Source organism: Ewingella sp. S1.OA.A_B6 (assembly GCF_049889095.1).
In the GTDB taxonomy this organism is placed as follows: Bacteria; Pseudomonadota; Gammaproteobacteria; order Enterobacterales; family Enterobacteriaceae; genus Ewingella.
In genome coordinates, this window is the sequence record NZ_JBLJFK010000004.1 from 1 (window position 1) to 21,721 (window position 21,721).

General features: G+C 54.2%; 16 protein-coding genes. 7 read left to right on the forward strand and 9 right to left on the reverse strand.

What is annotated here, in order from left to right; all coding sequences use genetic code 11:
• Positions 1 to 264: 264 nt before the first annotated feature.
• The gene (gene dgt / locus ACMV8I_RS11160) at positions 265 to 1,782 is read right to left on the reverse strand and encodes a dGTPase (RefSeq protein ID WP_498865295.1); all 1,518 of its coding nucleotides are present in this window, start codon (positions 1,780 to 1,782) and stop codon (positions 265 to 267) included.
• 273 nt (positions 1,783 to 2,055) lie between these two features.
• Here dgt and mtnN point away from each other — a divergent pair, with 273 nt between their 5' ends.
• Positions 2,056 to 2,763, forward strand: a complete 708-nt coding sequence (mtnN, locus tag ACMV8I_RS11165; RefSeq protein ID WP_498865296.1) for a 5'-methylthioadenosine/S-adenosylhomocysteine nucleosidase — start codon at positions 2,056 to 2,058, stop codon at positions 2,761 to 2,763.
• Positions 2,763 to 3,572: a vitamin B12 ABC transporter substrate-binding protein BtuF gene (gene btuF / locus ACMV8I_RS11170; protein WP_498865510.1), complete on the forward strand. Its 810-nt coding sequence runs from the start codon at positions 2,763 to 2,765 to the stop codon at positions 3,570 to 3,572. The genes mtnN and btuF overlap by 1 nt, the downstream gene beginning before the upstream one ends.
• A 124-nt stretch (positions 3,573 to 3,696) precedes the next feature.
• Here btuF and erpA read toward each other — a convergent pair whose 3' ends face one another.
• Complete coding sequence (gene erpA, locus ACMV8I_RS11175; protein ID WP_188473719.1) at positions 3,697 to 4,044, reverse strand: iron-sulfur cluster insertion protein ErpA; 348 nt, start codon at positions 4,042 to 4,044, stop codon at positions 3,697 to 3,699.
• Between the two features lie 114 nt (positions 4,045 to 4,158).
• Complete coding sequence (clcA, locus tag ACMV8I_RS11180) at positions 4,159 to 5,625, reverse strand: H(+)/Cl(-) exchange transporter ClcA (protein WP_498865297.1); 1,467 nt, start codon at positions 5,623 to 5,625, stop codon at positions 4,159 to 4,161.
• Between the two features lie 186 nt (positions 5,626 to 5,811).
• Here clcA and hemL point away from each other — a divergent pair, with 186 nt between their 5' ends.
• Positions 5,812 to 7,092 carry a glutamate-1-semialdehyde 2,1-aminomutase gene (hemL, locus tag ACMV8I_RS11185; RefSeq protein ID WP_498865298.1) on the forward strand — a complete coding sequence of 427 codons (1,281 nt, stop codon included), beginning with the start codon at positions 5,812 to 5,814 and terminating at the stop codon, positions 7,090 to 7,092.
• A gap of 45 nt (positions 7,093 to 7,137) precedes the next feature.
• On the opposite strand, the gene fhuB is transcribed toward hemL, so the two are convergent.
• The 6 genes from fhuB to hrpB form a co-directional block, all read right to left on the reverse strand.
• Complete coding sequence (gene fhuB, locus ACMV8I_RS11190) at positions 7,138 to 9,126, reverse strand: Fe(3+)-hydroxamate ABC transporter permease FhuB (RefSeq protein WP_498865299.1); 1,989 nt, start codon at positions 9,124 to 9,126, stop codon at positions 7,138 to 7,140.
• A complete protein-coding gene (gene fhuD, locus ACMV8I_RS11195) occupies positions 9,126 to 10,025 on the reverse strand; it encodes a Fe(3+)-hydroxamate ABC transporter substrate-binding protein FhuD (RefSeq protein ID WP_498865300.1) in 900 nt (299 codons plus the stop codon). The genes fhuB and fhuD overlap by 1 nt, the downstream gene beginning before the upstream one ends.
• 1 nt (position 10,026) lies before the next feature.
• Positions 10,027 to 10,839, reverse strand: a complete 813-nt coding sequence (gene fhuC / locus ACMV8I_RS11200) for a Fe3+-hydroxamate ABC transporter ATP-binding protein FhuC (protein ID WP_498865301.1) — start codon at positions 10,837 to 10,839, stop codon at positions 10,027 to 10,029.
• 86 nt (positions 10,840 to 10,925) lie between these two features.
• Complete coding sequence (gene fhuA / locus ACMV8I_RS11205; protein ID WP_498865302.1) at positions 10,926 to 13,142, reverse strand: ferrichrome porin FhuA; 2,217 nt, start codon at positions 13,140 to 13,142, stop codon at positions 10,926 to 10,928.
• 191 nt (positions 13,143 to 13,333) lie between these two features.
• The gene (gene mrcB / locus ACMV8I_RS11210) at positions 13,334 to 15,943 is read right to left on the reverse strand and encodes a bifunctional glycosyl transferase/transpeptidase (RefSeq protein WP_498865303.1); all 2,610 of its coding nucleotides are present in this window, start codon (positions 15,941 to 15,943) and stop codon (positions 13,334 to 13,336) included.
• 239 nt (positions 15,944 to 16,182) lie between these two features.
• A complete protein-coding gene (gene hrpB, locus ACMV8I_RS11215) occupies positions 16,183 to 18,636 on the reverse strand; it encodes an ATP-dependent helicase HrpB (RefSeq protein WP_498865304.1) in 2,454 nt (817 codons plus the stop codon).
• A 78-nt stretch (positions 18,637 to 18,714) separates the two neighbouring features.
• Between hrpB and thpR the strand changes: the two genes are divergently transcribed.
• The 4 genes from thpR to gluQRS all read left to right on the forward strand — a co-directional run bounded on the left by thpR (position 18,715) and on the right by gluQRS (position 21,690).
• Positions 18,715 to 19,251 (forward strand): RNA 2',3'-cyclic phosphodiesterase, encoded by a 537-nt coding sequence (thpR, locus tag ACMV8I_RS11220; protein ID WP_498865305.1) that lies wholly within the window; start codon positions 18,715 to 18,717, stop codon positions 19,249 to 19,251.
• An 18-nt stretch (positions 19,252 to 19,269) separates the two neighbouring features.
• Positions 19,270 to 19,989 carry a DNA/RNA nuclease SfsA gene (gene sfsA, locus ACMV8I_RS11225; RefSeq protein ID WP_498865306.1) on the forward strand — a complete coding sequence of 240 codons (720 nt, stop codon included), beginning with the start codon at positions 19,270 to 19,272 and terminating at the stop codon, positions 19,987 to 19,989.
• Positions 19,990 to 20,257: 268 nt separating this feature from the next.
• Positions 20,258 to 20,713 (forward strand): RNA polymerase-binding protein DksA, encoded by a 456-nt coding sequence (gene dksA, locus ACMV8I_RS11230; RefSeq protein ID WP_498865307.1) that lies wholly within the window; start codon positions 20,258 to 20,260, stop codon positions 20,711 to 20,713.
• 62 nt (positions 20,714 to 20,775) lie between these two features.
• Positions 20,776 to 21,690, forward strand: a complete 915-nt coding sequence (gene gluQRS / locus ACMV8I_RS11235) for a tRNA glutamyl-Q(34) synthetase GluQRS (protein ID WP_498865308.1) — start codon at positions 20,776 to 20,778, stop codon at positions 21,688 to 21,690.
• Positions 21,691 to 21,721 lie beyond the last annotated feature (31 nt).

The following is a 21,721-nucleotide window of genomic DNA, read 5'->3' on the forward strand; positions in this document are numbered from 1 at the left end:
ATTCAAGTGGGATACCCTAAATAATTCGAGTTGCAGCGCGGCGGCAACTGCATGAATCCCCGGGAGCATGGCCAACCATGTGACCGGGGTGAATAAAGGCAGCCAACAAAGCTGCAACTTGAAGTATATTCAAGTGGGATACCCTAAATAATTCGAGTTGCAGCGCGGCGGCAACTGCATGAATCCCCGGGAGCATGGCCAACCATGTGACCGGGGTGAATAAAGGCAGCCAACAAAGCTGCAACTTGAAGTATGACGGGTATATTATTCAGCAGCCATCAGGCGTCGGTACTCATCATAAGCATAAAGATCTGTCATGCCGCTGATATAATCCTGAATCATGCGTGCCCGGTAATAAATCTCACCAATCTGCTGCTGATTTTCTGGTTGCTGGCTGAGGCGGGCTACGGCTTCATTGTAGGCCAGGCGGTGTTTGGCAGATAACTTGTGAAACAATCGGGTTTCAATCGGATACCGCCGGTGAGTATCCTCCGCGACCAGTTGGCGAAATTCCTGCAAAGGCATATCAAGTATTGGGCTGTAAATATCTAATAATCCGCTGATAACCCGGTAACCCTGTAATTCCAGCTCTTCAACTTCGTGATGATTAAAAACATGTTTAAACGCTACTCTTTTATATATTTTTAACAATCTATTAGCCTGACTGACATCTTCCAGTAACGCCTGATTAAAGGAACCTGCAAATATAGCTGGAAGATTATCGATAAAGCGGATAGCAGCGTGCGGCACCATATGATTAACGGTTTGCACACGCAATTCCATGAAGAAATAATCCACCGGATTGCGGAAGGTTTTGGCCTTATTCATTTTCTGGTAGGCAGTACGCACCACTTTTTCGAACCAGTCGCCTTTAACCCCTTCACCCCATTCATGCTCCAGGTGATCAAACAACTGCTCAACGCTGAAAATATTCTTTTCAACGGCATCTTCCAAATCGGCGATGCAATAAGAGATATCATCTGCCGCTTCCATAATGTAGGTCAGTGGGAAACGGCTGAATTCTCCCATATCCAGCTGTTCGCGCAACCGCTCAACAAAGGGTTCTTCCGCCAGATAAAAGCCCGGTTTTTTCATCAGATAGGCATGATTTTCAGATATCGGCGCAGCCCAGTACGCCGGTCGGGTATATTTCAGAATGCAGGCAGTTTGCGAGAAAGTCAGGTTTAGTTTGAGCAGCGTAAATACCAGCCGGATAGCCTGCGCATTACCGTCGAAATTGCATAAATCATGGCGAATTTTACTGCGTAACAGGTTCAGTTGATCTTCACCTTGCAGTAAACGCAGAAAGGAAAAAGTACAACTGTCGGCGCTGTGCGGCACCGTCCCACAGCTGGCGATGTCCATCCGTTTCGCGAACCAGTTGTTGATCGCAGATTCGCCAAAATGGCCGAACGGTGGATTGCCGATGTCGTGCATGAGGCAAGCCATTTCGACTACGCTTTCGAAAGGATCGGTGAAGTCACTTAAGCCGAGTTCGTCGAGTTTCCCCTGCTTGCGTAAACGATGCAAAATCTCTTTGGCAATATGACGACCGACCTGCTGAACCTCAAGGGAATGGGTCAGCCGGCTGCGCACTGCTGCGTTTTTCTCCAGCGGAAAGACCTGGGTTTTTTGCTGCAACCGGCGGATAGCCGCCGAATTGATAATGCGCCCGCGATCGCTTTCAAACTGGCGTACCACGTCATATTCATCACGCGCCTCAATCGGAGGACTGAAAGGCCGCTGGAAATTGAATTTGTTCTTAAAATCGACCCCGGACATGTTCCTACCCTTTTCAGTCACACGCGCTTCATTCTGGCGTCCCGCCAGCACCCGATACGTTATCAATTGTTTATAGCCAAAATCATTCGAGTGGCGGGCAAGCGGCAAGTAAGAGAACCCCGATGAGCTTACTGGTGTAAGTGATTCGGGTGAACGAACGTAGCCAACACACCTGCAGCTTGAAGGATGACGGGTATAATAGCCATGATAGACTATCGTGTATCCGACTTGTTATAAAACAGTCAATTCCCTCCTCAATCTGCGAGTAAAACTATGAAAGTTGGCATCATTGGCGCAATGGAACAGGAAGTTACCCTGCTGCGCGACAAAATCATCAATCGTAAAACTATCGAACGCGCAGGCTGCGAAATCTATACCGGTCAGTGGCACGGTATTGACGTGGCGCTGTTGAAATCTGGCATCGGTAAAGTCTCTGCCGCCATGGGCACCACGCTGCTGCTGGAGCTGTGTAAACCTGACGTGGTGATTAACACCGGTTCGGCCGGCGGTCTGGCGAAGACATTGAAAGTGGGTGATATCGTCGTTTCTGAAGAAGTGCGTTACCACGATGCTGACGTCACCGCATTCGGGTACGAACCGGGCCAGATGGCCGGTTGCCCGGCGGCCTTCACTGCCGACTCTGCTTTGATTGAACTGGCTGAAACCTGTATTCGCCAGCTGGACCTGAATGCCGTTCGTGGTTTGGTGTGTAGCGGTGATGCGTTCATCAACGGTGCGGCCCCGCTGGCCCGCATCCGCGCGACCTTCCCAACCGTGGCAGCCGTAGAAATGGAAGCCGCGGCCATCGGCCACGTATGTCATCTATTTGGTACGCCATTCGTCGTCGTGCGCGCCATTTCTGACGTGGCTGACAGCGAATCGCACCTGAGCTTCGACGAGTTCCTGGTGGTCGCTGCCGAGCAGTCAACGCTGATGATCGACGCCATGTTGCAATCTCTGGCAAACGGCGACAACGCGTGATCCTTCGAGTTTTAGGGATATTGTTCTCTCTATGGCTGCCGTTGTCGGCCATAGCACAGCCGGCTCAGCGCGTGGTGAGCCTGGCCCCTAATCTGACCGAACTCGCCTATGCGGCCGGGTTGGGCAACCGTCTGGTGGGGGTCAGTGCTTATTCGGATTTTCCACCACAGGCGAAGCAACTGCAGCAGGTTGCCAGTTGGCAGGGCGTGAATGTCGAGCGCGTGCTGGCACTGAAACCTGATTTAGTCCTGGCATGGCGTGGCGGTAATCCGCAGCGCCCGCTGGATCAGATTGCCTCACTGGGGATCCCGGTTTTATATCTCGATCCGCAAAGCATTGAACAAGTGGCACTGGCACTGGATCAACTGGCTGCCTATAGTCCGACTCCGCATATGGCCCAACAGGCCGCCGAACAGATCCGCCAGCAGCGCGATCGTTTGAAAAAACGTTATAACCGCTCCCACCCGCTTCCAGTGTTTATTCAGTTTGGTACGCAGCCACTGTTTACCGCGTCGGCAAAGACGCTGCAAAGTGAAATTGTGTCGCTGTGTGGCGCAGAAAATATTTTTGCCGACAGCCGCGCGCCCTGGCCACAAGTCAGCCGCGAGCAGGTTTTGGCCCGCCAGCCACAGGCCATCGTCATCAGCGGCGGAAAACAGCAACAAGAGAGCGTGATTAGCTTCTGGCAACCGGCGTTAAAAGTGCCGGTAGTGACCGTGGATGCCGACTGGTTCAGCCGCGCCGGACCACGTATTATGCTGGCCGCTGAGCAACTCTGTACGCAGTTACAACCCTTGATCTCCCGATAATCTATTACCTTATCGCAGTGGAATTACAGTCGGTGCCAGGTTAGTTTGCGCTGAAGGGTAAAAACCAAAAAAAAACCGTCAACCAGAGAAAGGCAGACGGTTTTTTTTGTGCTGTCAGCGTAGGTCAGATACTAAATGACGAACCACACCCACAGGTAGTTTTGGCATTCGGATTCGTCACGATAAAGCGCGATCCTTCCAGCCCTTCAGTGTAATCCACCGCACCGCCAACCAAATATTGGAGGCTCATCGGGTCAACCACCAACGCAACGCCAGATTTTTCAATGGTCATGTCGCCATCGTTGATCTTGTCATCGAAGGTGAAACCGTACTGAAAACCGCTGCAACCGCCGCCGGTAATATAAACCCGCAGCTTGAGCTCCGGATTTTCTTCATCGGAGATAAGATTCTTCACTTTGCGGGCAGCGGCTTCGGTAAATTGCAGCGGCAGCGCGCTGGTTTCTACTTCCATCGGATCACTGATTGTTGCTTCACTCATCTTTTTACTCCCAACCCGTTTTCTGTTCAGGCCGCCAGATTGACTGCCTGAATAATGAACTGATTATGTAGTACATAAACTAATAGTTCAATTATGAGCGGTTTTTCCGCTGTCGTCCTGCCTATTTATGCCCTCGGCTGCCATTTCGCCGTCAGCTTTGGTTGCATTCTCACGCTCCTGACGCTGTAAGGTACGCGTCAGTATGGTGGAATACAGGGGTTTCCCGCCGAGAAACTGCGCCAGCAGTGTGGCACCGAGACAGGTAATGATCATCGGTAAAATCAGCTGATAGTTGTCGGTCATCTCCAGCACCAGCACGATACCGGTCAACGGTGCACGTACGCTGCTGGCAAACAGCGCGCCCATTCCCGCAATGGCAAAGGTGGCAGGTTCGATACCGTATTGCGGGAACATCGCCAAACTGGCGCTGCCAAACGCGGTACCAAGTAAGGTGCCTAACGCCAGCATCGGAGCGAAAATCCCGCCCGGCGCGCCTGAGGCAAAACATAAAAGTGTAGTGACCACGCGGACGATAAAAATAAACAGCAGCATGCCGAGGCTAAATTTCCCGGCCGCCGCCAGTGGGATCAGCGCAAAACCGCCGCCCGCCGCTTCAGGCTGGATCAGCCCAAGAATGCCGCAAAGCCCCCCGATTAGCCCACCGATGAGCAATATTTTGCGCAGATTGCCGCCGTGAATGCGGGCAAACAGATCCTGCACGCGAAAGATTAATGCGTTGAAGCAAACACCCACCACACCAAAAACCATGCCCAAAACCATATAGAGCCACAGCGTATTGATCGGCGCACTGGCCAGTTTGCCAACTTCAACGACTGCGCCTTCACCGTTGAAAATGCGGTACACAATGCTCGACATAATCACGCCGATGAACACCGCTTTTATCGAAATCAGGCTGTAGCGAAACTGTAGGCGCATCTCTTCGATAATAAATAAAATACCGGCCAGCGGCGCATTGAACGCCGCAGAAAGCCCTGCTGCGGCACCGGTAGCCAATAAGGAGTGACGAGCCTCGGCGCTGCGCAGACGGAAAATATCCGCCACCATTTGTCCAACGTTGGCCCCCATCTGCACGGTCGGTCCTTCGCGCCCCAACACCATGCCCGCGCCCAACGTTCCCATGCCGCCAAAGAACTTAACCGGGATCACACGCCACCAGCGTACCGGCCGCAGTTCCTCTAATGCCCCTTCAATTTCCGGGATGCCTGACCCACCAGCTTCCGGCGCAAATCGGCGGACCAGATAGTAGCCAAATATCGCCAGCCCCGCTGACACCACAAATGTTAACGGCCACAGCAGGATCCAATAGGCGCTGAAGAAACCCAAACCAGACAGGCGCAGATGCTGCACCCAGTCCACTGCCATTTCAAATCCCACACCAAGTAAACCCGCTAACGTGCCAACAATGGCGGCGACAATAAGTATCGCTACAGGGGTTTTATCACGGCGAAGAAACTGACGCAGTATTTCACTACGTTTACGGGGGCCGGGCGCATTGCCCTGCTCAATCGCATCGCTCTGGTTTTCACTGATCATTTCATTGGCTTTTTAGGGAAAAGAGTATCGAAAAGAGGTGGCAATTAAATCATACAAATCGGGATCCCTGAAATATGAAAAGCGGATAGCCGCACGCGTTACGATTTCATAACATAGCCAACTTCTTTAGAATGGGCCGATTACCACTCTCATTTAGTATAAAAAAGTCACGTCAGGAGCCGAACTATGAGTAAGTCAGAAAGTCTGTTTTCGCAGGCGCAAGTACTGATCCCCGGCGGGGTGAATTCGCCAGTACGTGCCTTCTCCGGCGTCGGCGGCGTCCCTTTATTTATTGAACGTGCCGATGGCGCTTTCCTATTTGACGTCGATGGCAAAGCCTATATCGATTATGTCGGTTCGTGGGGACCGATGGTGCTGGGCCATAACAACCCTGAGATCCGCAACGCGGTGATCGAAGCGGCCCAGCGCGGCCTTAGCTTCGGCGCGCCGACCGAAATGGAAGTTAACATGGCCAAACTGGTCACTGACTTAGTACCCAGCATGGACATGGTACGCATGGTGAACTCTGGCACAGAAGCCACCATGAGCGCTATTCGCCTGGCACGTGGCTTCACCCATCGCGATAAAATCATCAAGTTCGAAGGCTGCTATCACGGCCACGCCGACTGCCTGCTGGTAAAAGCAGGTTCGGGCGCGCTGACTCTCGGCCAGCCAAACTCACCGGGCGTCCCAGCTGATTTCGCCAAACATACCTTGACCTGTACCTATAATGATCTGAATTCCGTTCGCGCGGCATTCGAACAATTCCCTGACGATATTGCCTGCATCATTGTTGAACCGGTTGCGGGTAACATGAACTGTGTGCCGCCATTACCGGAGTTCCTGCCGGGCCTGCGTACTTTGTGTGATGAATTCGGCGCGCTGTTGATCATTGATGAAGTGATGACCGGATTCCGCGTTGCGCTGGGCGGTGCTCAGGAATATTACGACGTGATGCCAGACCTGACCTGTCTGGGTAAAATTATCGGTGGCGGTATGCCGGTAGGCGCTTTCGGTGGACGCCGTGAAGTGATGGAAGCGCTGGCACCAACCGGTCCGGTTTATCAGGCTGGTACACTGTCCGGTAATCCGATTGCTATGGCTGCGGGTATCGCCTGTCTGACTCAGGTCGCTCAGCCGGGAGTGCATCAGACCCTGACTGAACTGACGACCCGTCTGGCAGAAGGCCTGGTTCATGCGGCGCAGCAGGAGAGTATTCCGTTTGTGGTTAACCACGTTGGCGGTATGTTCGGCCTGTTCTTCACCGATTCAGCAACCGTGACCTGCTATCAGGACGTGATGCAGTGCAACGTCGAACGCTTTAAAAAATTCTTCCATCTGATGCTGGGCGAAGGGGTTTACCTGGCACCGTCAGCGTTCGAAGCAGGTTTCATGTCACTGGCACATTCGCAGGAAGATATTCAACGCACCATTGACGCCGCACGTCGTTGTTTCGCTAAGCTTTAATAACGATTCGATCGGGGCTTTCCCCTCTCTGAGGGGAAAGCGTTTTTATTTCGCCTGTTTCCTCAGCAAATAAATAAAGTAGGGTGCGCCGATAAAGGTCGCCAGCAGTCCGCCTGGAATTTGATCCGGGAAGATCACCATTCGCCCGCACCAATCAGCAAACACCATCAGCACTCCCCCCAAAATACTGGCGACCATCCACTGCGGTATCGCACGACGAAAACCGAGCATTCGTGCCATATGGGGTGCCATTAAACCGACAAAACTCAGCGGCCCGACGGTCAGCGTAGCGGCAGCCGTCATTACCGCAGCCAGCAGTAAAATCGCCATACGGCTTGGTGTTAATGCCATGCCAATGGATCGCGCTGTCACGCTTCCCAGAGGCAAAATATTTATCCAGCGGCGGCACAATGGCACCAAAATCAGCAGTACCGAGGCAATCGCTGCGGTACGCCACGCCTGCGCAATAGTGACCGAATAAGTCGAGCCAGAAATCCAGGTCAACAGGCCGCCCATTCGCGGATCACCACTGGCCAGCAACAGCGATATCAGCGTAGTGAACGCCGTACTTAGCGCAATACCGGCCAGTAACATGCGTTCGGCGGAGAAACGCCGCAATCCGGAAGAAACCATAATGACTAATAAGGTGATGGCGGCACCGGCGCTGCCCGCAGGCAGCAGCCAGATAAAGGCGTCGCCCGGCACAATAAACAGCATCAGCACCACGCCGAAAGCGGCACCTGAGCTAATGCCCAGCACCTCAGGGCTCGCCATCGCATTACCGGTTAGTTTTTGGATTAGCACACCCGCAGAAGCCAGCATCACGCCAGCCGCCAGCGCGGCCAATACGCGTGGCGTTCGCCACGGCAACAGGGCATCGAGCTGTGTGCCCGTTGACCAGTTCCAGCCGTGTGAATCTCTCCCCGCCATGAGCGCCACGGCAATACCTGCCAACAATAGCAGCAACGCCAATGACACCCAGCCGATCAGATGATGACGTTCATTGGGCACGTTATCGCCCTGATCCATCGGCGGTGGCGCCAGGTTTTTACGCAAACGCGGCAACAGCCATAATAGCAACGGCGCACCGACCAGAGCCGTGGCGGTACCGGTTGGAATTTCCATCCATGCCTGCGTCAAATATTGCATGATCTGGTCGGTCAGCCACAACAACAGTGCGCCAATCAAGGGGGCGAGAATTAACCGCACACGCAGGCGGCGGGCGCCAAGCATTTTTGCCAGCAGCGGCGCAAACAAGCCGATAAACCCGACAATCCCCACTGCATTGACCAACTGTGCACTCATCAGGATAGCCAGCGTCAGGACGGTAAGACGGGCAGCCGTCAATCCCAGCCCTAAATTTTTTGCCACACCGTCGTCGAGCCCCATCAGGGTCATTGGTCGTTGTAGCAGAAACGCCAGCAACCAGACGATAATCACTCGAGGAAGCAGGAAGTTGGCAACGTGCCAGTCCTGCTGATTGAGCGAACCCGTGCTCCACATATACAGGCTTTGCAGGCTCTGGTAGTTAAACAGACCTATCAGGCCGTTAACCGCACCGCAATATAAACCGAGCACCAACCCGGCCAGGATGAGCGTCACCGGCGACATGCGTTTACCCCAGGCGATGCCAAAAACCAGCAAGCCAATCACCACCGCGCCAATCATCGCGGCAAACTGCTGGGTGATCTCTCCGCCAGGTAGCGCCCACAGCGTGGCGACGGTCAGCCCGAGTTGTGCCCCGGCAGACACGCCGAGCGTGGCAGGTTCCGCCAGCGGGTTACGCAACACCTGCTGGAACAGCAGGCCGACCAGTCCCAGACCAGCACCAGCCAGCAGCGCAACGGCCACACGCGGCAAGGTGCTGTAGTGGAACAGCATCTGGTTGACGTCATCGATATTGGGTTGCCACAGCGCTTCACGCCATAGGGCATAAGGCAGTTGCTGATGGAGGTTGTAGACGGTGAGCAGCGTGCTGACCAGGGTCCCTGCGGTTAACAGAATAAACGACAGGCTGAGTGAGAGACGGTTCATTACACCTTCCCCCGTTGGTCGTTAAGGATGCGGCAAAAACGCATGGCGCTAAAGGTCGCGCCGTAGAACCACACCGCAGGCACTATGCTGAGCTGCTTTTGACGTACGAAGGGCATCGACTGCCACAGCGGCGTCTGCGACACCTGCGAATAAATATCGGTATCACCGTGGCTGAAACAGAGTGCACGAGCGTTTTTAATCGACGCCAGACGTTCGATGCCAACGTTAATGCTGCCCCAGAAACTGCTTTCGCCGGACCACGCGTTGGTCAGCCCGAGATCTGTCATCACCTCCTGAAACAAACTGCCTTTGCCGAAAACTAACACGTGGCGGGCATCGAGAAAGGAGAACAGTAAAATCGGCTGCTGCGCGATCGGTTGCAGGTTCTGACGCGTACTCGCCAGCATGTCGTGATACATCTTTAAATGACTGGCCGCACGATCTTGTAAATCGAGATAAGCCGCCAGTTGGTGAAGTGAGCGGATAGCCTGCTGCAAAGGCTGCTCACTGCCGTCGTTCGCCGTTACGCCGAACACCGGTGCGATAGGCGCAAGCTGCTTCGCATTCGGTCCATAGCCTTGTGAAACCAGCAGCAGCGAAGGCTGAAGCTGTTGTAGCAATTCCAGATTGGGCTCAGTCCGCTGGCCAACATCAATCACGCCGGCGGGGAGTCGGGGTTCCTCGACCCACAGGTTGTAATTGTGGATATCAGCCACCCCCATCGGCATCACGCCAAGCGCGATCAGCAGTTCGGCGGGCAGCCATTCCAGCGCGATAATTTTATTTAAATCAGGACGTGATGCAGCGAAAGAAGGCAACGCCGCCAGCAATGGAGAGAGCGCCAGCGCCTGCAACAGGCGACGACGGGTTAAATCAGGTGCAGGAAAAATCTCACACATATCAATATACAAAGCTCACCGGTGCGCCACCGGCCGGGTGCGGGAGGATCCCCATCGGGATACCGTAAATCTGCTCCAGAACCTCGCCGCGCATCATCTCTTGCGGTGTACCCTGAGCAATCATCTCACCACCACGCAGCGCCATCAGGTAGTCGCAATAGCGGGCCGCCATATTAACGTCATGCAGCACGGCGATCACCGTCAGCCCTTTCTCCTCGCTAAGGCGATGGATCAGCGCCAGCACATCGACCTGATGGGCGATATCCAACGCGGAGGTCGGTTCGTCGAGCAGCAGGCAGCGGCTGTCCTGTGCCACCATCATCGCCAACCAGGCACGCTGGCGCTCGCCACCGGACAGGCTGTCGACCAGGCGGTGCGCAAAAGGCTTTAGCCCCACCAGCGTGATTGCCTCTTCCACCTTCTCTTTATCTTTGTGCTTAAAACGGCCCAACGCGCCGTGCCACGGGTAACGTCCGATGGCCACCAGCTCCTGCACCGTCATCCCTTCTGCGGCGGGTAACTGTTGGGGTAAATAAGCCACCTGACGAGCAAAGGCTTTACTGTCCCACTGTTCCAGCGGCGTCTCATTGAGCTGGATCTGCCCAGATGACGCCGGTTGATGACGCCCCAGCATTTTTAACAACGTCGATTTGCCCGAACCATTATGACCAATCAGGCCGCAGACTTTGCCCTTCGGGAAGGTCAGTGAAAGCGGTGCCAGCAGCGTGCGTCCCGGCACGGTAAAGCTTACATCCTGCAAACTAAAGACGCTGTCTGGCAGCGATGAAGACGGATGTACGTTGTTATCAGGCATAAGATTTTCTACGTTTACGTCTGGAGCAGGTTAATAGGAAACGGGCACGACCAGCGTGCCCGGATTAAAACGTTAAATGCTGACAATCAGAAGCGTAACGTTGCGGTAGCGACTATCTGGCGGTCGGTACCCCAGTAACAGGCATAATCGCGGTAGCAACTGGCAACATACTCGCGGTCCAACAGGTTATTGATGTTCACTCCCACGGAAGAACCCGGCAACCCGAAGCGGCCCAAATCGTACTTAATGGTCGCATCAACTAACGTGTAAGACGCCACGTCGAAAGTCTCATTATTTTTCTCGCCACTGGTGTAGAAACTGGAACTATCCCCGATATAACGCACACCGGAACCTACCGTCAGGCCGCTAAGTGCCGTCTCGTGGAAAGTATAGTCAGCCCATAATGACGCCATGTTGCGCGGCACTTCTGCCGGACGTTTACCCTGATAAGCCGTGTCTTCGGTGTATTTAGCATTGGTATAAGTGTAAGACGCCGTCACATTGATGTTGGCATTCACGGCGGCTTTGGCTTCCAGTTCAACACCACGCGAGCGAATTTCGCCCGACTGTATACTAAAGGAAGAGAACGCCGGGTCTGGGTTAGCGGTCAGGTTTTTAGTTTTGGTCAGTTGATAGACCGCAGCGGTAAGACTGATCGGACGATCATCAGGAATGTATTTAATACCGGCCTCGTATTGTTCGCCCATCGATGGATCGAACGGTTTGCCTTCAGCAGACGCACCCGGATTCGGTTCAAAGGATTCGCTGTAACTGAAGTACGGACTGATGCCATTATCGAACAAATAATTAAGACCACCACGCCAGGTAAACTGCTCGTCATTGATCTCTGCCGTCGTGCCCGAACTGCGGCTCAGTGTCGAGGTTTTAGCAAAGTCGTAACGGCCACCTAAGGTCAGGATCCAGTGATTCCATTCCGCCTGATCCTGCGCATACAGGCCAGTTTGTTCCTGACGGTTAAGGATCTGATACGGGAAGTTCAGTGCCACGCCTGCATTACCGTACTGTGGGTTTTGCAAATCCAGCGGGTTAGCGCTGCCATAATAGGCATCAATATCATTACGCATGCGCATATAATCAATACCCATCAGCAAGGTATGGTCCACCTGCGCGGTAGCAAATTTAGCCTGCGCCTGCGTGTCCACGTCAAAATTGTTCAACTCTTCTTTAGACTGCACGAATGCGCGGCTGATCTGGCCCGGAGCAATATAGCCGTTGCCATACACACCACGGTAATCACTATTGATCATGGTGTAACGCAGGTTCTGACGTACCGTCCAGGTATCGTTAAATTCATGATCGAAGCTGTAACCGACCATTTTCTGGTTACGCGACAGTTTGTTGTCCGCTTCGCCATCGTTGAAGTCAGTGGAGAGTTTGTGAGAGTTACCGTTGGCATCGGTATAAGGCACCACCGTGCCCTGACGTGGCAACCAACCATAGAAACCGGTGTTGGGATCGTTCTGGAAATTACTCAGGAAGGTGAAGTTGGTTTTGTCGTCCGGACGCCAGCTAAATGACGGTGCGATAGCATAGCGCTGCTCTTTCGACATAACCTGCTGAGTGTCCTGACTGCGCGCCACACCGGTCAGACGGTAGGAGTATATGCCTGCGTCGTCGATGGCATCACTGAAGTCAAACCCGGTCTGGTACAGATTGTCTGACCCCATTTTGAACTGTATTTCTTTCAACGGCTCGGTGGTCGGACGCTTGCTGATCATCGTCACCACGCCACCCGGATTACTTTTGCCATATAACACAGAAGATGGGCCACGCAGCACTTCTACACGTTCGAGGAAGTAAGGATCCATCGACGCTTCGGAATAGTTGTCGCCCTGCAGCTTGATGCCGTCGAGATATTGGTTGGTGTTCACCGAGGTGAATCCACGAATAGCCACGGCATCATAAGTCGCTGAACTACCACGGCTGGCGAACACGCCAGGCGTATACCCCAGTGCTTCCTTCACCGTCGCTGGTTGCTTCATGTCCATCTCTTCACGCGTCACCACCGAAATAGATTGGGGTGTTTTAACAATTGGCGTGTCGGTTTTAGTACCGGTCGCACTATGCTTTGCGGCGATAGTTGGTGATGGGCCCCATGCAGATTCCGGTGCCACGTTCGCCGTGGAACTGCCGGAGACCACAATGGTGTCGTCTTTTGCTGCAGATGCGGCGTTAGCCTGGAAAGCATAAGAACTCAGTGCAGCGGCGATGGTAAACGCCAGTGTGCCACGCTGAAAAGTTCCCTTGGGTGAAATCAGTGAAAGAGAGCGCTGAAGTGACATGTGTTATTCTCTGGAGATATTTGAATGGGAATGCAAACGATAATTATTATTATGAACGTTGCATGATATGCGTATTACATCACCTTCCGCAAGTCCATTTAAACCCGAGATGTTGTGAGCGAATAAAAATAAAAAAAGGGCGCGAACATTGATTGTCGCACCCGTTTTTAACTCTCCGCCCTGGCTGAAACTTACTTGCCGGAACCAAACATGTCTTTAATCCAGCCAGCCACACCTTTGCCATCTTCTTGCTGTGATTGCTGTTGCTGTTGCTGTTGCTGTTGCTGTTGCTGTTGCTGTTGCTGTTGCTGTTGCTGTTGCTGTTGCTGTTGCACTGCCGCCTGCGAGGCCTGACATAAGCTGTCCGGTGAGTCGGTCCAGACGGGAATGCTGCGGGTGCCGCCACCGTTACAGACGAAGTTTCCGCTGGCGTCGATGTTCATCACGCTGATGCCTTCCGGCACCTGCAGATCCAGCGGCTGCGGTATTTCGTTATCCAAATAGCGGCTGTAAAGCACCAAAGCACCGGTGGAACCCCAGAGTTTGGACGGGCCGTTATTGTCTCGCCCTACCCAGGTGATGGCGACCTGACTGCCATCGATACCCGCAAACCAGCTGTCACGCAGTTCGTTCGAGGTCCCGGTTTTCGCCGCCAGATGCAGGTTAGGGAATTTATTCGCCAGCGCGCGCGAGGTCCCTTCGGAGACAACCTGCTGCATGGCGTACATAGTGAGATATGACGCCTGCGCTGGGATAACGCGTACCGCCTGTGGGAAGCTCTGATAAAGCACTGTCCCGTCTTCGGCAATCACCGAACGTACTGCCGACAAGGGTGCCTTATTGCCGCCGCTGGCGATAGTCTGGTACTCCTGCGCCACTTCCATCGGCGTCAGGGCAATTGCGCCGAGCAGCATCGATGGCAGTTGGGTGAGAGACTCTTTCGGCACGCCAAGGTTGATCAGCTGTTTGGTGATGTTATCCAGCCCAACTGCCATACCCAGATTCACGGTAGGCACGTTCATGGAACGCGCCAGTGCGTCGACCAGCAACACCTGACCACGGAACTGGTGGTCATCGTTTTTCGGTGACCACGTCTGGCCGTTGGCCAGTTTGATGGTAAGCGGCTGGTCAGCCAGCACCGTATTCAGGCGATATTTATCCGGCTGCGACAGCGCAGTCAAGTAAGTTGCCGGTTTAGCCAGAGAACCTACCTGACGCCGCGCCTGCATCGCACGGTTGAAACCGGCGAACTGCGTTTCCGCCCCGCCAACCATCGCTCGCACTTCGCCGGTATAACGGTCAACAATCACCATTGCGGTTTCGATGTCATTCAGGCCGCTTTTCTTACGCAGCAACGGAATGCCCTCTTCCACCGCTTTTTCAGCAGAGTCCTGTGAAATCGGATCCAGCGTGGTGAAGATTTTCACACCGGACATTTCCTGCACTTTGTCACCGAGTTTAGCCTGCAGCTCGTTACGTACCATTTGCATAAATGCAGGCTGTGGCGAAATCACCCCACCCTTCGGCTGAACACCGAGCGGACGGGCGCTGAGCATGTCATACAGTTCTTGATCTATAACTTTTTGATTCACCAGCAACCGCAGCACTAAATTGCGACGTTCCAGTGCCAGTTTCGGGTTACGCCAAGGGTTATAGAGCGACGCACCTTTCACCATACCCACCAGCAGCGCCTGCTGATCCAGACTCAGTTCATTCACCGGCCGGCCGAAGTAATAGAGGCTCGCCAGCGGGAAACCGCGGATTTGATCGGACCCGCTCTGACCGAGATACACCTCGTTCAGGTACAGTTCCAGGATGCGGTCTTTGCTGTAATTCGCGTCGACTAAAATCGCCATATAGGCTTCACGCGCTTTACGGCTAAGGGAACGCTCATTGGTCAGGAACAGGTTTTTTACCAGTTGCTGCGTCAGCGTACTGCCGCCCTGCACCGCGTGACCGGCTGTCACGTTAGCGACAACCGCACGGCCAATCGACCAGAAGTTGATACCATCATGCTCATAGAAATGACGATCTTCAGTTGCCAGCAAGGTGTCGACCAACAGATCCGGGAAACCGGCGCGCGGCACGAACAGGCGCTGTTCGCCGTTCGGCGACTGCAACATGGTGATCAACCGCGGGTCGAGGCGGAACAGCCCGAAGTCACGGTTGTTATCCAGATTTTTTATTTCATCCAGATGGTTATCAGCGAAGATCAGTCGGGCGTTAATCTGCCCCTCTTTGCCGTCCGGGAAATCAAACGGACGCCGCAGCAAATCGATGCTGTTGGCCGCGACGGTGAACTCACCTGGACGCGTAATGCGCGTCACTTGGCGGTATTGCGTGCCTTCCAGCAGGTTAATCATCTCTTTTTTGCCGTACGGCATATCCGGCTCAAGGTTAACCTGACGTCCATACACCGCCGCCGGCAGTTGCCAGACTTTTCCATCAATGCGGCCGCGGATCTCAGTATTCAGGTAGAAACCGTAAATCCCCATCAGAATGGCGAAAATGATAAACAGCTTGAACAGCAACCAGAACCACCAGCGTTTTCGGCTGCGCGGCTTACCACCTTTACCCGACTTCGCGGCTTTGCGCGGTGCGGCTTTGCGTGTCATGCGCGACTCCCGGCGGTTCTCTTCTTCGTCGTAGCCATCATCGTCTGTTTCGTGGTCATCTTCATAGTCGTCATCAATCTCTTCATCATCGTCAACCCGGCGACCGCGAACGGGACGGGAGCGCGAAGGCTTGCGCCCTGCGGTTTTGCCTTTACGGCCAATCGGCTCGCGATCATCGCCAGACATGACAGTTCTCCATAAAACCTGCTGTATTCATAAATTGCGGCCTACTCTCTGCCTCGGTTCATATGCTGACCAGAAGAAAGGTCTTAAAAGTTAAACGATTTCAGCACCTATGCTGAGGGGCGTTATTGTTGCAGCCAGTTTGGATACGGCCAGCGTGGAAGAACCGCAGCGTATATGAAGTACGTGAGGATTCTGAGCACTGCCCGGATTCAAAATGACAAATAAAATAGCCCTGCCATTCATTGATGTTTCTTTGTTCTGCGCGTTGGTAGTGCATCTGCCGGATTATCCGGCCAGGGATGCTTAGGATAGCGGCCTTTCATCTCTTTTTGTACATCGCGATAAGTTCCCTGCCAGAACGCGGCCAGATCGGCGGTGATCTGCAGCGGACGCTGTGCCGGAGAGAGCAACTCCAGCACGACGGCAATACGCCCTTCGGCTACCTGCGGGCTGCGCTCTTCGCCAAACATCTCCTGCATCCGCACTGACAACACCGGCGGCTGCTCTGCATGATAGCGGATTGCCAAACGGCTGCCAGTAGGAACGCTATAATGCGTCGGTAATGCGCTGTCGAGTCGTTGGCGCTGATTCCAGTCCAGCAGGCGCGAAAGGGCGTCGTGCAAATCGACCTGTTGCAGCGATTTCAGCGAGCGGACGCCGCCCAGCGAAGGCAACAGCCACTGCTCCAGTGCGTCGAGCAGGCTTTGATCATCCATCGCTGGCCAGCTGGCTTCCGGCAGCCATTTCGCCGCACAAATCAGCCGCAGACGTAACTGCTCAGCCGCCACCGACCAGGTCAGCGCTGGCAATCCCTGATTGCGTATCCACTCAATTAACGCCTGTTGTAACTCGGCGTCATCGGGTTTGGCCTGCGGATTTGCCTTCAGTACCAGCCGCCCGACTTGCCAGCGTCGCCATGCGCGCAGCGTGCCTTTCTCTTCGTCCCATTCGACAGCGGTTTGCTCTTTCACAATCTGCGGCAAACGCTCTGCCAGTTGGCTGGCATCCAGCGTCACTGCCAATAAAATGCGGGCATCTGGGCTGTTATTACCCTGTAACAGCTGCGGTGCCACCAGCCAGGCGGCACGGTTTAAGCCGTCATCCTGCGGCAGCGAAGCCCCCAGCCCGTTGGCCAGTAAATAACGACCGTCAACACCACGACGTTGGGCGATGCGGTCGCTGAAAGCGCTGGCCAGCAGCCAAGGGGCCAGCGAGGTATCTACCTGACCTTTCCTATTATTTTGTGTATTCCCAACGCGTTGTGCTAACTGACTGGCACGCCGCTGCCAATGCCCTTGTGGGCGACTGAGCCAATAATCGATATCCGAAACGCCACCGCGCGGTGGCTCCTCAAGCATAGCGGCCAGCAGTGTCGCGGTAGCCAGAGCGTCAGCACTTTGTGCATCTGCGGCAATCAGCATCGCGGCCAGGCGCGGATCGCAGCCGATCTTGCCCATGCGCTGCCCTGCGGAGGTGAGCTTGCCCTGTTTATCTGTTGCGCCCAAGGAATGAAGCAGCGTTTTAGCCGCCACCAGAGCCGGTGCGGGTGGTGCGTCCAACCATGCAAGCTGCGCGGCATCCTGGCACCCCCACTGCAATAATTCCAGCCAGAAGCCACTGAGATCGCTTTGTAGAATTTCTGCTTCAGCCTGGGCACTGCCGCGTTCAGCTTGCTCTTTAGCAAACAGATGCCAGCACAGGCCCGGCTCCAGACGCCCGGCGCGGCCTGCACGCTGGATCATCGACGCCTGACTGATACGCTGGGTGACTAGCCGGGTCAGGCCGCTGCGCGGGTCAAACTGCGCGCTGCGTTCCAAACCGCTGTCCACCACCAACCGGATACCTTCGATAGTCAGGCTGGTTTCGGCAATGTTAGTGGCCAGCACGATTTTACGGCGGCCGGCGCCGGCGGGTTGAATGGCCCTCTGCTGCTGATCAAGCGACAGCGCGCCATACAGCGGGCAGAGATCCACATCATTCGCTACTTTACCCGCCAGCAAATTCTGTACACGGATGATATCCCCAACGCCGGGGAGGAACAGCAACATCGAGCCATCATGCTCACTCATCAGGCGGCTGACCACGCGGGCGATACTCTCATCCAGTCGCTCATGGGTGGCGAGGGAAATGTAATGACGGTCTACCGGGAAACTGCGGCCTTCGGAGATAATCACCGGCGCATCCGGCAGCAGCGGCGCGAGGCGTACATTATCGAGCGTTGCCGACATGATCAGTAACTTGAGGTCATCTCGCAGACCGCTTTGTACATCGAGCAGCAAAGCCAGTGCCAGATCGGCTTGTAAACTGCGTTCGTGAAACTCATCGAGGATCACCAGCGACACACCGGTAAGCTCCGGGTCAGCCTGCACCATACGAGTCAGAATCCCCTCAGTCACCACTTCAAGCCGGGTAACGGCGCTGGTTTTACTCTCAGCACGCATGCGGTAACCAACAGTCTGGCCGGGCATTTCACCCAGTTGCTGCGCCAGACGGAAGGCCACATTTTTTGCGGCTAAACGGCGCGGCTCCAACAACAAGATTTTACCGGGCAGGTTAGCCTCATGCAGCAATTGCAGCGGCAGCCAGGTCGATTTACCGGCACCGGTAGGCGCCAGCAACAATACCTGCGGAGCAGTTCGCAATGCGGATAATAGCGATTCGAGTACGGCACTGACCGGCAAAGAAGAAGACAATGAAAAAACCCCATATGATTTGATTTAAAGCGCCAGCATTGTAGCATCTGCCCCTGCACAGCTGAAAAGGAACCCCAAATGTCTGCTCAACGCCGCCTGTTTTTCGCTTTATCACTGCCACCAACATTACAAAAGCAGATGATACAGTGGCGGGCCGACAACTTCCCTGTCGATGCCGGGCGACCTATCGCTGCCGCCAATCTACACCTGACGCTGGCGTTTCTGGGCGAAGTCAGTGAGCAGAAAGAAACCGCACTGCGCAGCGTGGCAGGAAGAATTGACGCACAAGGTTTCAGCCTGAAGATTGACGATGCGGGGCACTGGCCAGGGGCAGGTGTAGTATGGGTGGGCACCCGTCGAGCACCGCGTCCGCTGTTGCAACTGGCGGAGGTTCTGCGCTCACACGCCGCGCGCAACGGCTGCTATCAAAGCGCCCTGCCTTTTCACCCGCATATTTCCATATTAAGCGCTGCTACCCGGACGGTGGCTATTCCGCCCGCCACGCCCAATTGGGCCCTGGAAGCCAAAGATTTCGGGCTGTATCAGTCAGTATTTACCCAGGGCCGTACGCGCTATACCCGCCTGCAAAGCTGGCCACTGCCTGCCTCCCACTAACTTTTTTCAGGAACTGTCATGCACTTCGATCCCCCGCTGCAGTCTGCGACGCTAATAAAACGTTACAAACGCTTTCTGGCCGATGTGGTGACGCCAGATGGCCAGGAAATGACGCTGCACTGCGCCAATACCGGCGCCATGACCGGATGCGCCACACCGGGAGATACCGTGTGGTATTCCACCTCAGATAACCCAAAACGTAAGTATGCACACAGCTGGGAGTTAACCGAAACCCAGCAGGGACAATGGATTTGCGTCAATACGCTGCGGGCGAACCAGGTAGTGCGGGAAGCGCTGGAGACCGACACGATCCCAGAATTATCCGCTTACAGTAAGTTAACTGCTGAAGTTAAATATGGCGCTGAGAATAGCCGCATTGATCTTCTGTTGCAGGCGCATAATCGTTCTGACTGCTATATTGAAGTGAAATCTGTCACCTTGTTGCAGCAAGGATACGGCTTCTTCCCTGACGCGGTCACGCTGCGTGGCCAGAAGCATTTACGCGAACTACAAGCGATGGCGGAACAGGGACAGCGAGCAGTTCTTTTTTTCGCTGTATTGCATTCAGGTATTGAAAGCGTTTCACCGGCACACCATATTGATCCGCGTTACACAGAATTATTGACGCAGGTACAACAAAGCGGTGTCGAAGTGATCTGTTATGGTGCCAAACTTTCTGCCGGGAATATCCGCCTGGCAGAGCGTTTACCTCTGGCTAACCGCCAGTTAGTCGGATAACCCCCTGTTATTATAACCATCGGCGGCTATAAAGGCAGATGTGCGAAATCATTCAGTTGAATGGGCATCTAAGGGTACGCGAATACGCTTTTCCTCACAGTGCTGTCAAGTACCTGCGATGATTAATTGCTTACCTCGCGACCTTCTGGTATTTATAGCGGCCTGATTTTTTCCCCTTTTGGGGATCGAAATGCTCTCAATCATTCGGGTTGCAACAAAGCGACTTGATAGAAAACGAGCATTGTGCGTTTTATGTAGGAGAAGCATCATGCAAGAAGGGCAACCCCGTAAGACATCGTCCTTGAGCATTCTCGCCATCGCTGGGGTAGAACCATACCAAGAGAAGCCAGGCGAAGAGTACATGAACGTCGCTCAACTGACCCATTTCAAGAAAATTCTTGAAGCGTGGCGTAACCAGCTCAGGGGTGAAGTTGATCGTACTGTTTCGCATATGCAAGACGAAGCTGCAAACTTCCCAGATCCGGTCGACCGTGCCGCTCAGGAAGAAGAGTTCAGCCTCGAACTGCGTAACCGCGACCGTGAACGTAAGCTGATTAAAAAAATAGAAAAAACACTGAAAAAAGTGGAAGACGAGGATTTCGGTTACTGCGATTCCTGTGGCGTTGAGATCGGCATCCGCCGCCTCGAAGCACGTCCTACCGCCGATTTGTGCATTGACTGTAAGACACTGGCTGAAATCCGCGAAAAGCAGATGGCTGGTTAAGTCTCGGGTCCCACGCGGTGCGTCATGCACCGCGTTCCCTTTATAAAAGATGTTCCGGTCCTATGCCTGATTCCCATTCTGCGCAGCATTATGTCGGTCGTTTTGCCCCTTCGCCTTCCGGCGCTCTCCATTTCGGTTCCCTGATAGCCGCCCTCGGCAGCTATCTGCATGCCCGTTCTTTACAGGGCCGCTGGCTGGTACGCATTGACGATCTCGATCCACCGCGCGAAATCCCGGGCTCCGCCGACAGCATTCTGGCTACGCTGGACCGCTACGGATTGCATTGGGATGGTGACGTCGTCTGGCAGTCGAAACGTCATGATGCCTACCGCGCTGCCCTGGAGAGATTACGCCATCAGGGAGTCAGCTATTACTGCACCTGTACCCGCCAGCGGATTAGCCAGCTTGGCGGCACTTACGACAGGCACTGCCGCGATTTGGCACTGGGCGCAGAAAATGCCGCCGTTCGTTTACGCCAAATCCACCCGATTTATGGGTTTGAGGATGACTTCCAGGGGCAGCAACATGCCAAGCCAGCGCTGGCTGAAGAGGATTTCATTGTTTGCCGGCGCGACGGCCTGTTCGCTTATAATCTGGCAGTGGTGGTTGATGACCATTATCAGGGCGTGAATCATATTGTGCGTGGTGCAGATTTAATTGAACCCACCGTACGGCAGATTTCACTTTATCAACATTTAGGCTATCCGCAGCCGGGTTATTTGCATTTACCGTTGGCGGTGAATGGCCAGGGGGATAAACTCTCGAAGCAGAATCATGCCCCTGCATTACCGGAAGGCGATCCCCGCCCGGTATTGTTGAAAGCGTTACAATTTTTGGGCCAAAATGTGCCGGAAAATTGGCAGGATTTGCCATTAGACTTATTATTACGCTGGGCGACAAAACATTGGACGCCGGCGCAAATGCCGCGACAAGATGCGAAAGCACCACCAGATTTGACTTCGGCATTCTCAAAGTAGCCAGTGTGAGCTATGATTAGCCGCTGTTTTT

What these genes read in the sequence shown, in the direction of transcription:
- dgt (WP_498865295.1), bottom strand. Translation starts at nt 1,782, where the DNA reads ATGTCCGGGGTCGATTTTAAGAACAAATTCAATTTCCAGCGGCCTTTC.
- mrcB (WP_498865303.1), bottom strand. Translation starts at nt 15,943, where the DNA reads ATGTCTGGCGATGATCGCGAGCCGATTGGCCGTAAAGGCAAAACCGCA.
- clcA (WP_498865297.1), bottom strand. Translation starts at nt 5,625, where the DNA reads ATGATCAGTGAAAACCAGAGCGATGCGATTGAGCAGGGCAATGCGCCC.
- dksA (WP_498865307.1), top strand. Translation starts at nt 20,258, where the DNA reads ATGCAAGAAGGGCAACCCCGTAAGACATCGTCCTTGAGCATTCTCGCC.
- fhuD (WP_498865300.1), bottom strand. Translation starts at nt 10,025, where the DNA reads ATGTGTGAGATTTTTCCTGCACCTGATTTAACCCGTCGTCGCCTGTTG.
- fhuB (WP_498865299.1), bottom strand. Translation starts at nt 9,126, where the DNA reads ATGAACCGTCTCTCACTCAGCCTGTCGTTTATTCTGTTAACCGCAGGG.
- erpA (WP_188473719.1), bottom strand. Translation starts at nt 4,044, where the DNA reads ATGGAAGTAGAAACCAGCGCGCTGCCGCTGCAATTTACCGAAGCCGCT.
- thpR (WP_498865305.1), top strand. Translation starts at nt 18,715, where the DNA reads ATGTCTGCTCAACGCCGCCTGTTTTTCGCTTTATCACTGCCACCAACA.
- mtnN (WP_498865296.1), top strand. Translation starts at nt 2,056, where the DNA reads ATGAAAGTTGGCATCATTGGCGCAATGGAACAGGAAGTTACCCTGCTG.
- fhuC (WP_498865301.1), bottom strand. Translation starts at nt 10,839, where the DNA reads ATGCCTGATAACAACGTACATCCGTCTTCATCGCTGCCAGACAGCGTC.
- sfsA (WP_498865306.1), top strand. Translation starts at nt 19,270, where the DNA reads ATGCACTTCGATCCCCCGCTGCAGTCTGCGACGCTAATAAAACGTTAC.
- fhuA (WP_498865302.1), bottom strand. Translation starts at nt 13,142, where the DNA reads ATGTCACTTCAGCGCTCTCTTTCACTGATTTCACCCAAGGGAACTTTT.
- hemL (WP_498865298.1), top strand. Translation starts at nt 5,812, where the DNA reads ATGAGTAAGTCAGAAAGTCTGTTTTCGCAGGCGCAAGTACTGATCCCC.
- gluQRS (WP_498865308.1), top strand. Translation starts at nt 20,776, where the DNA reads ATGCCTGATTCCCATTCTGCGCAGCATTATGTCGGTCGTTTTGCCCCT.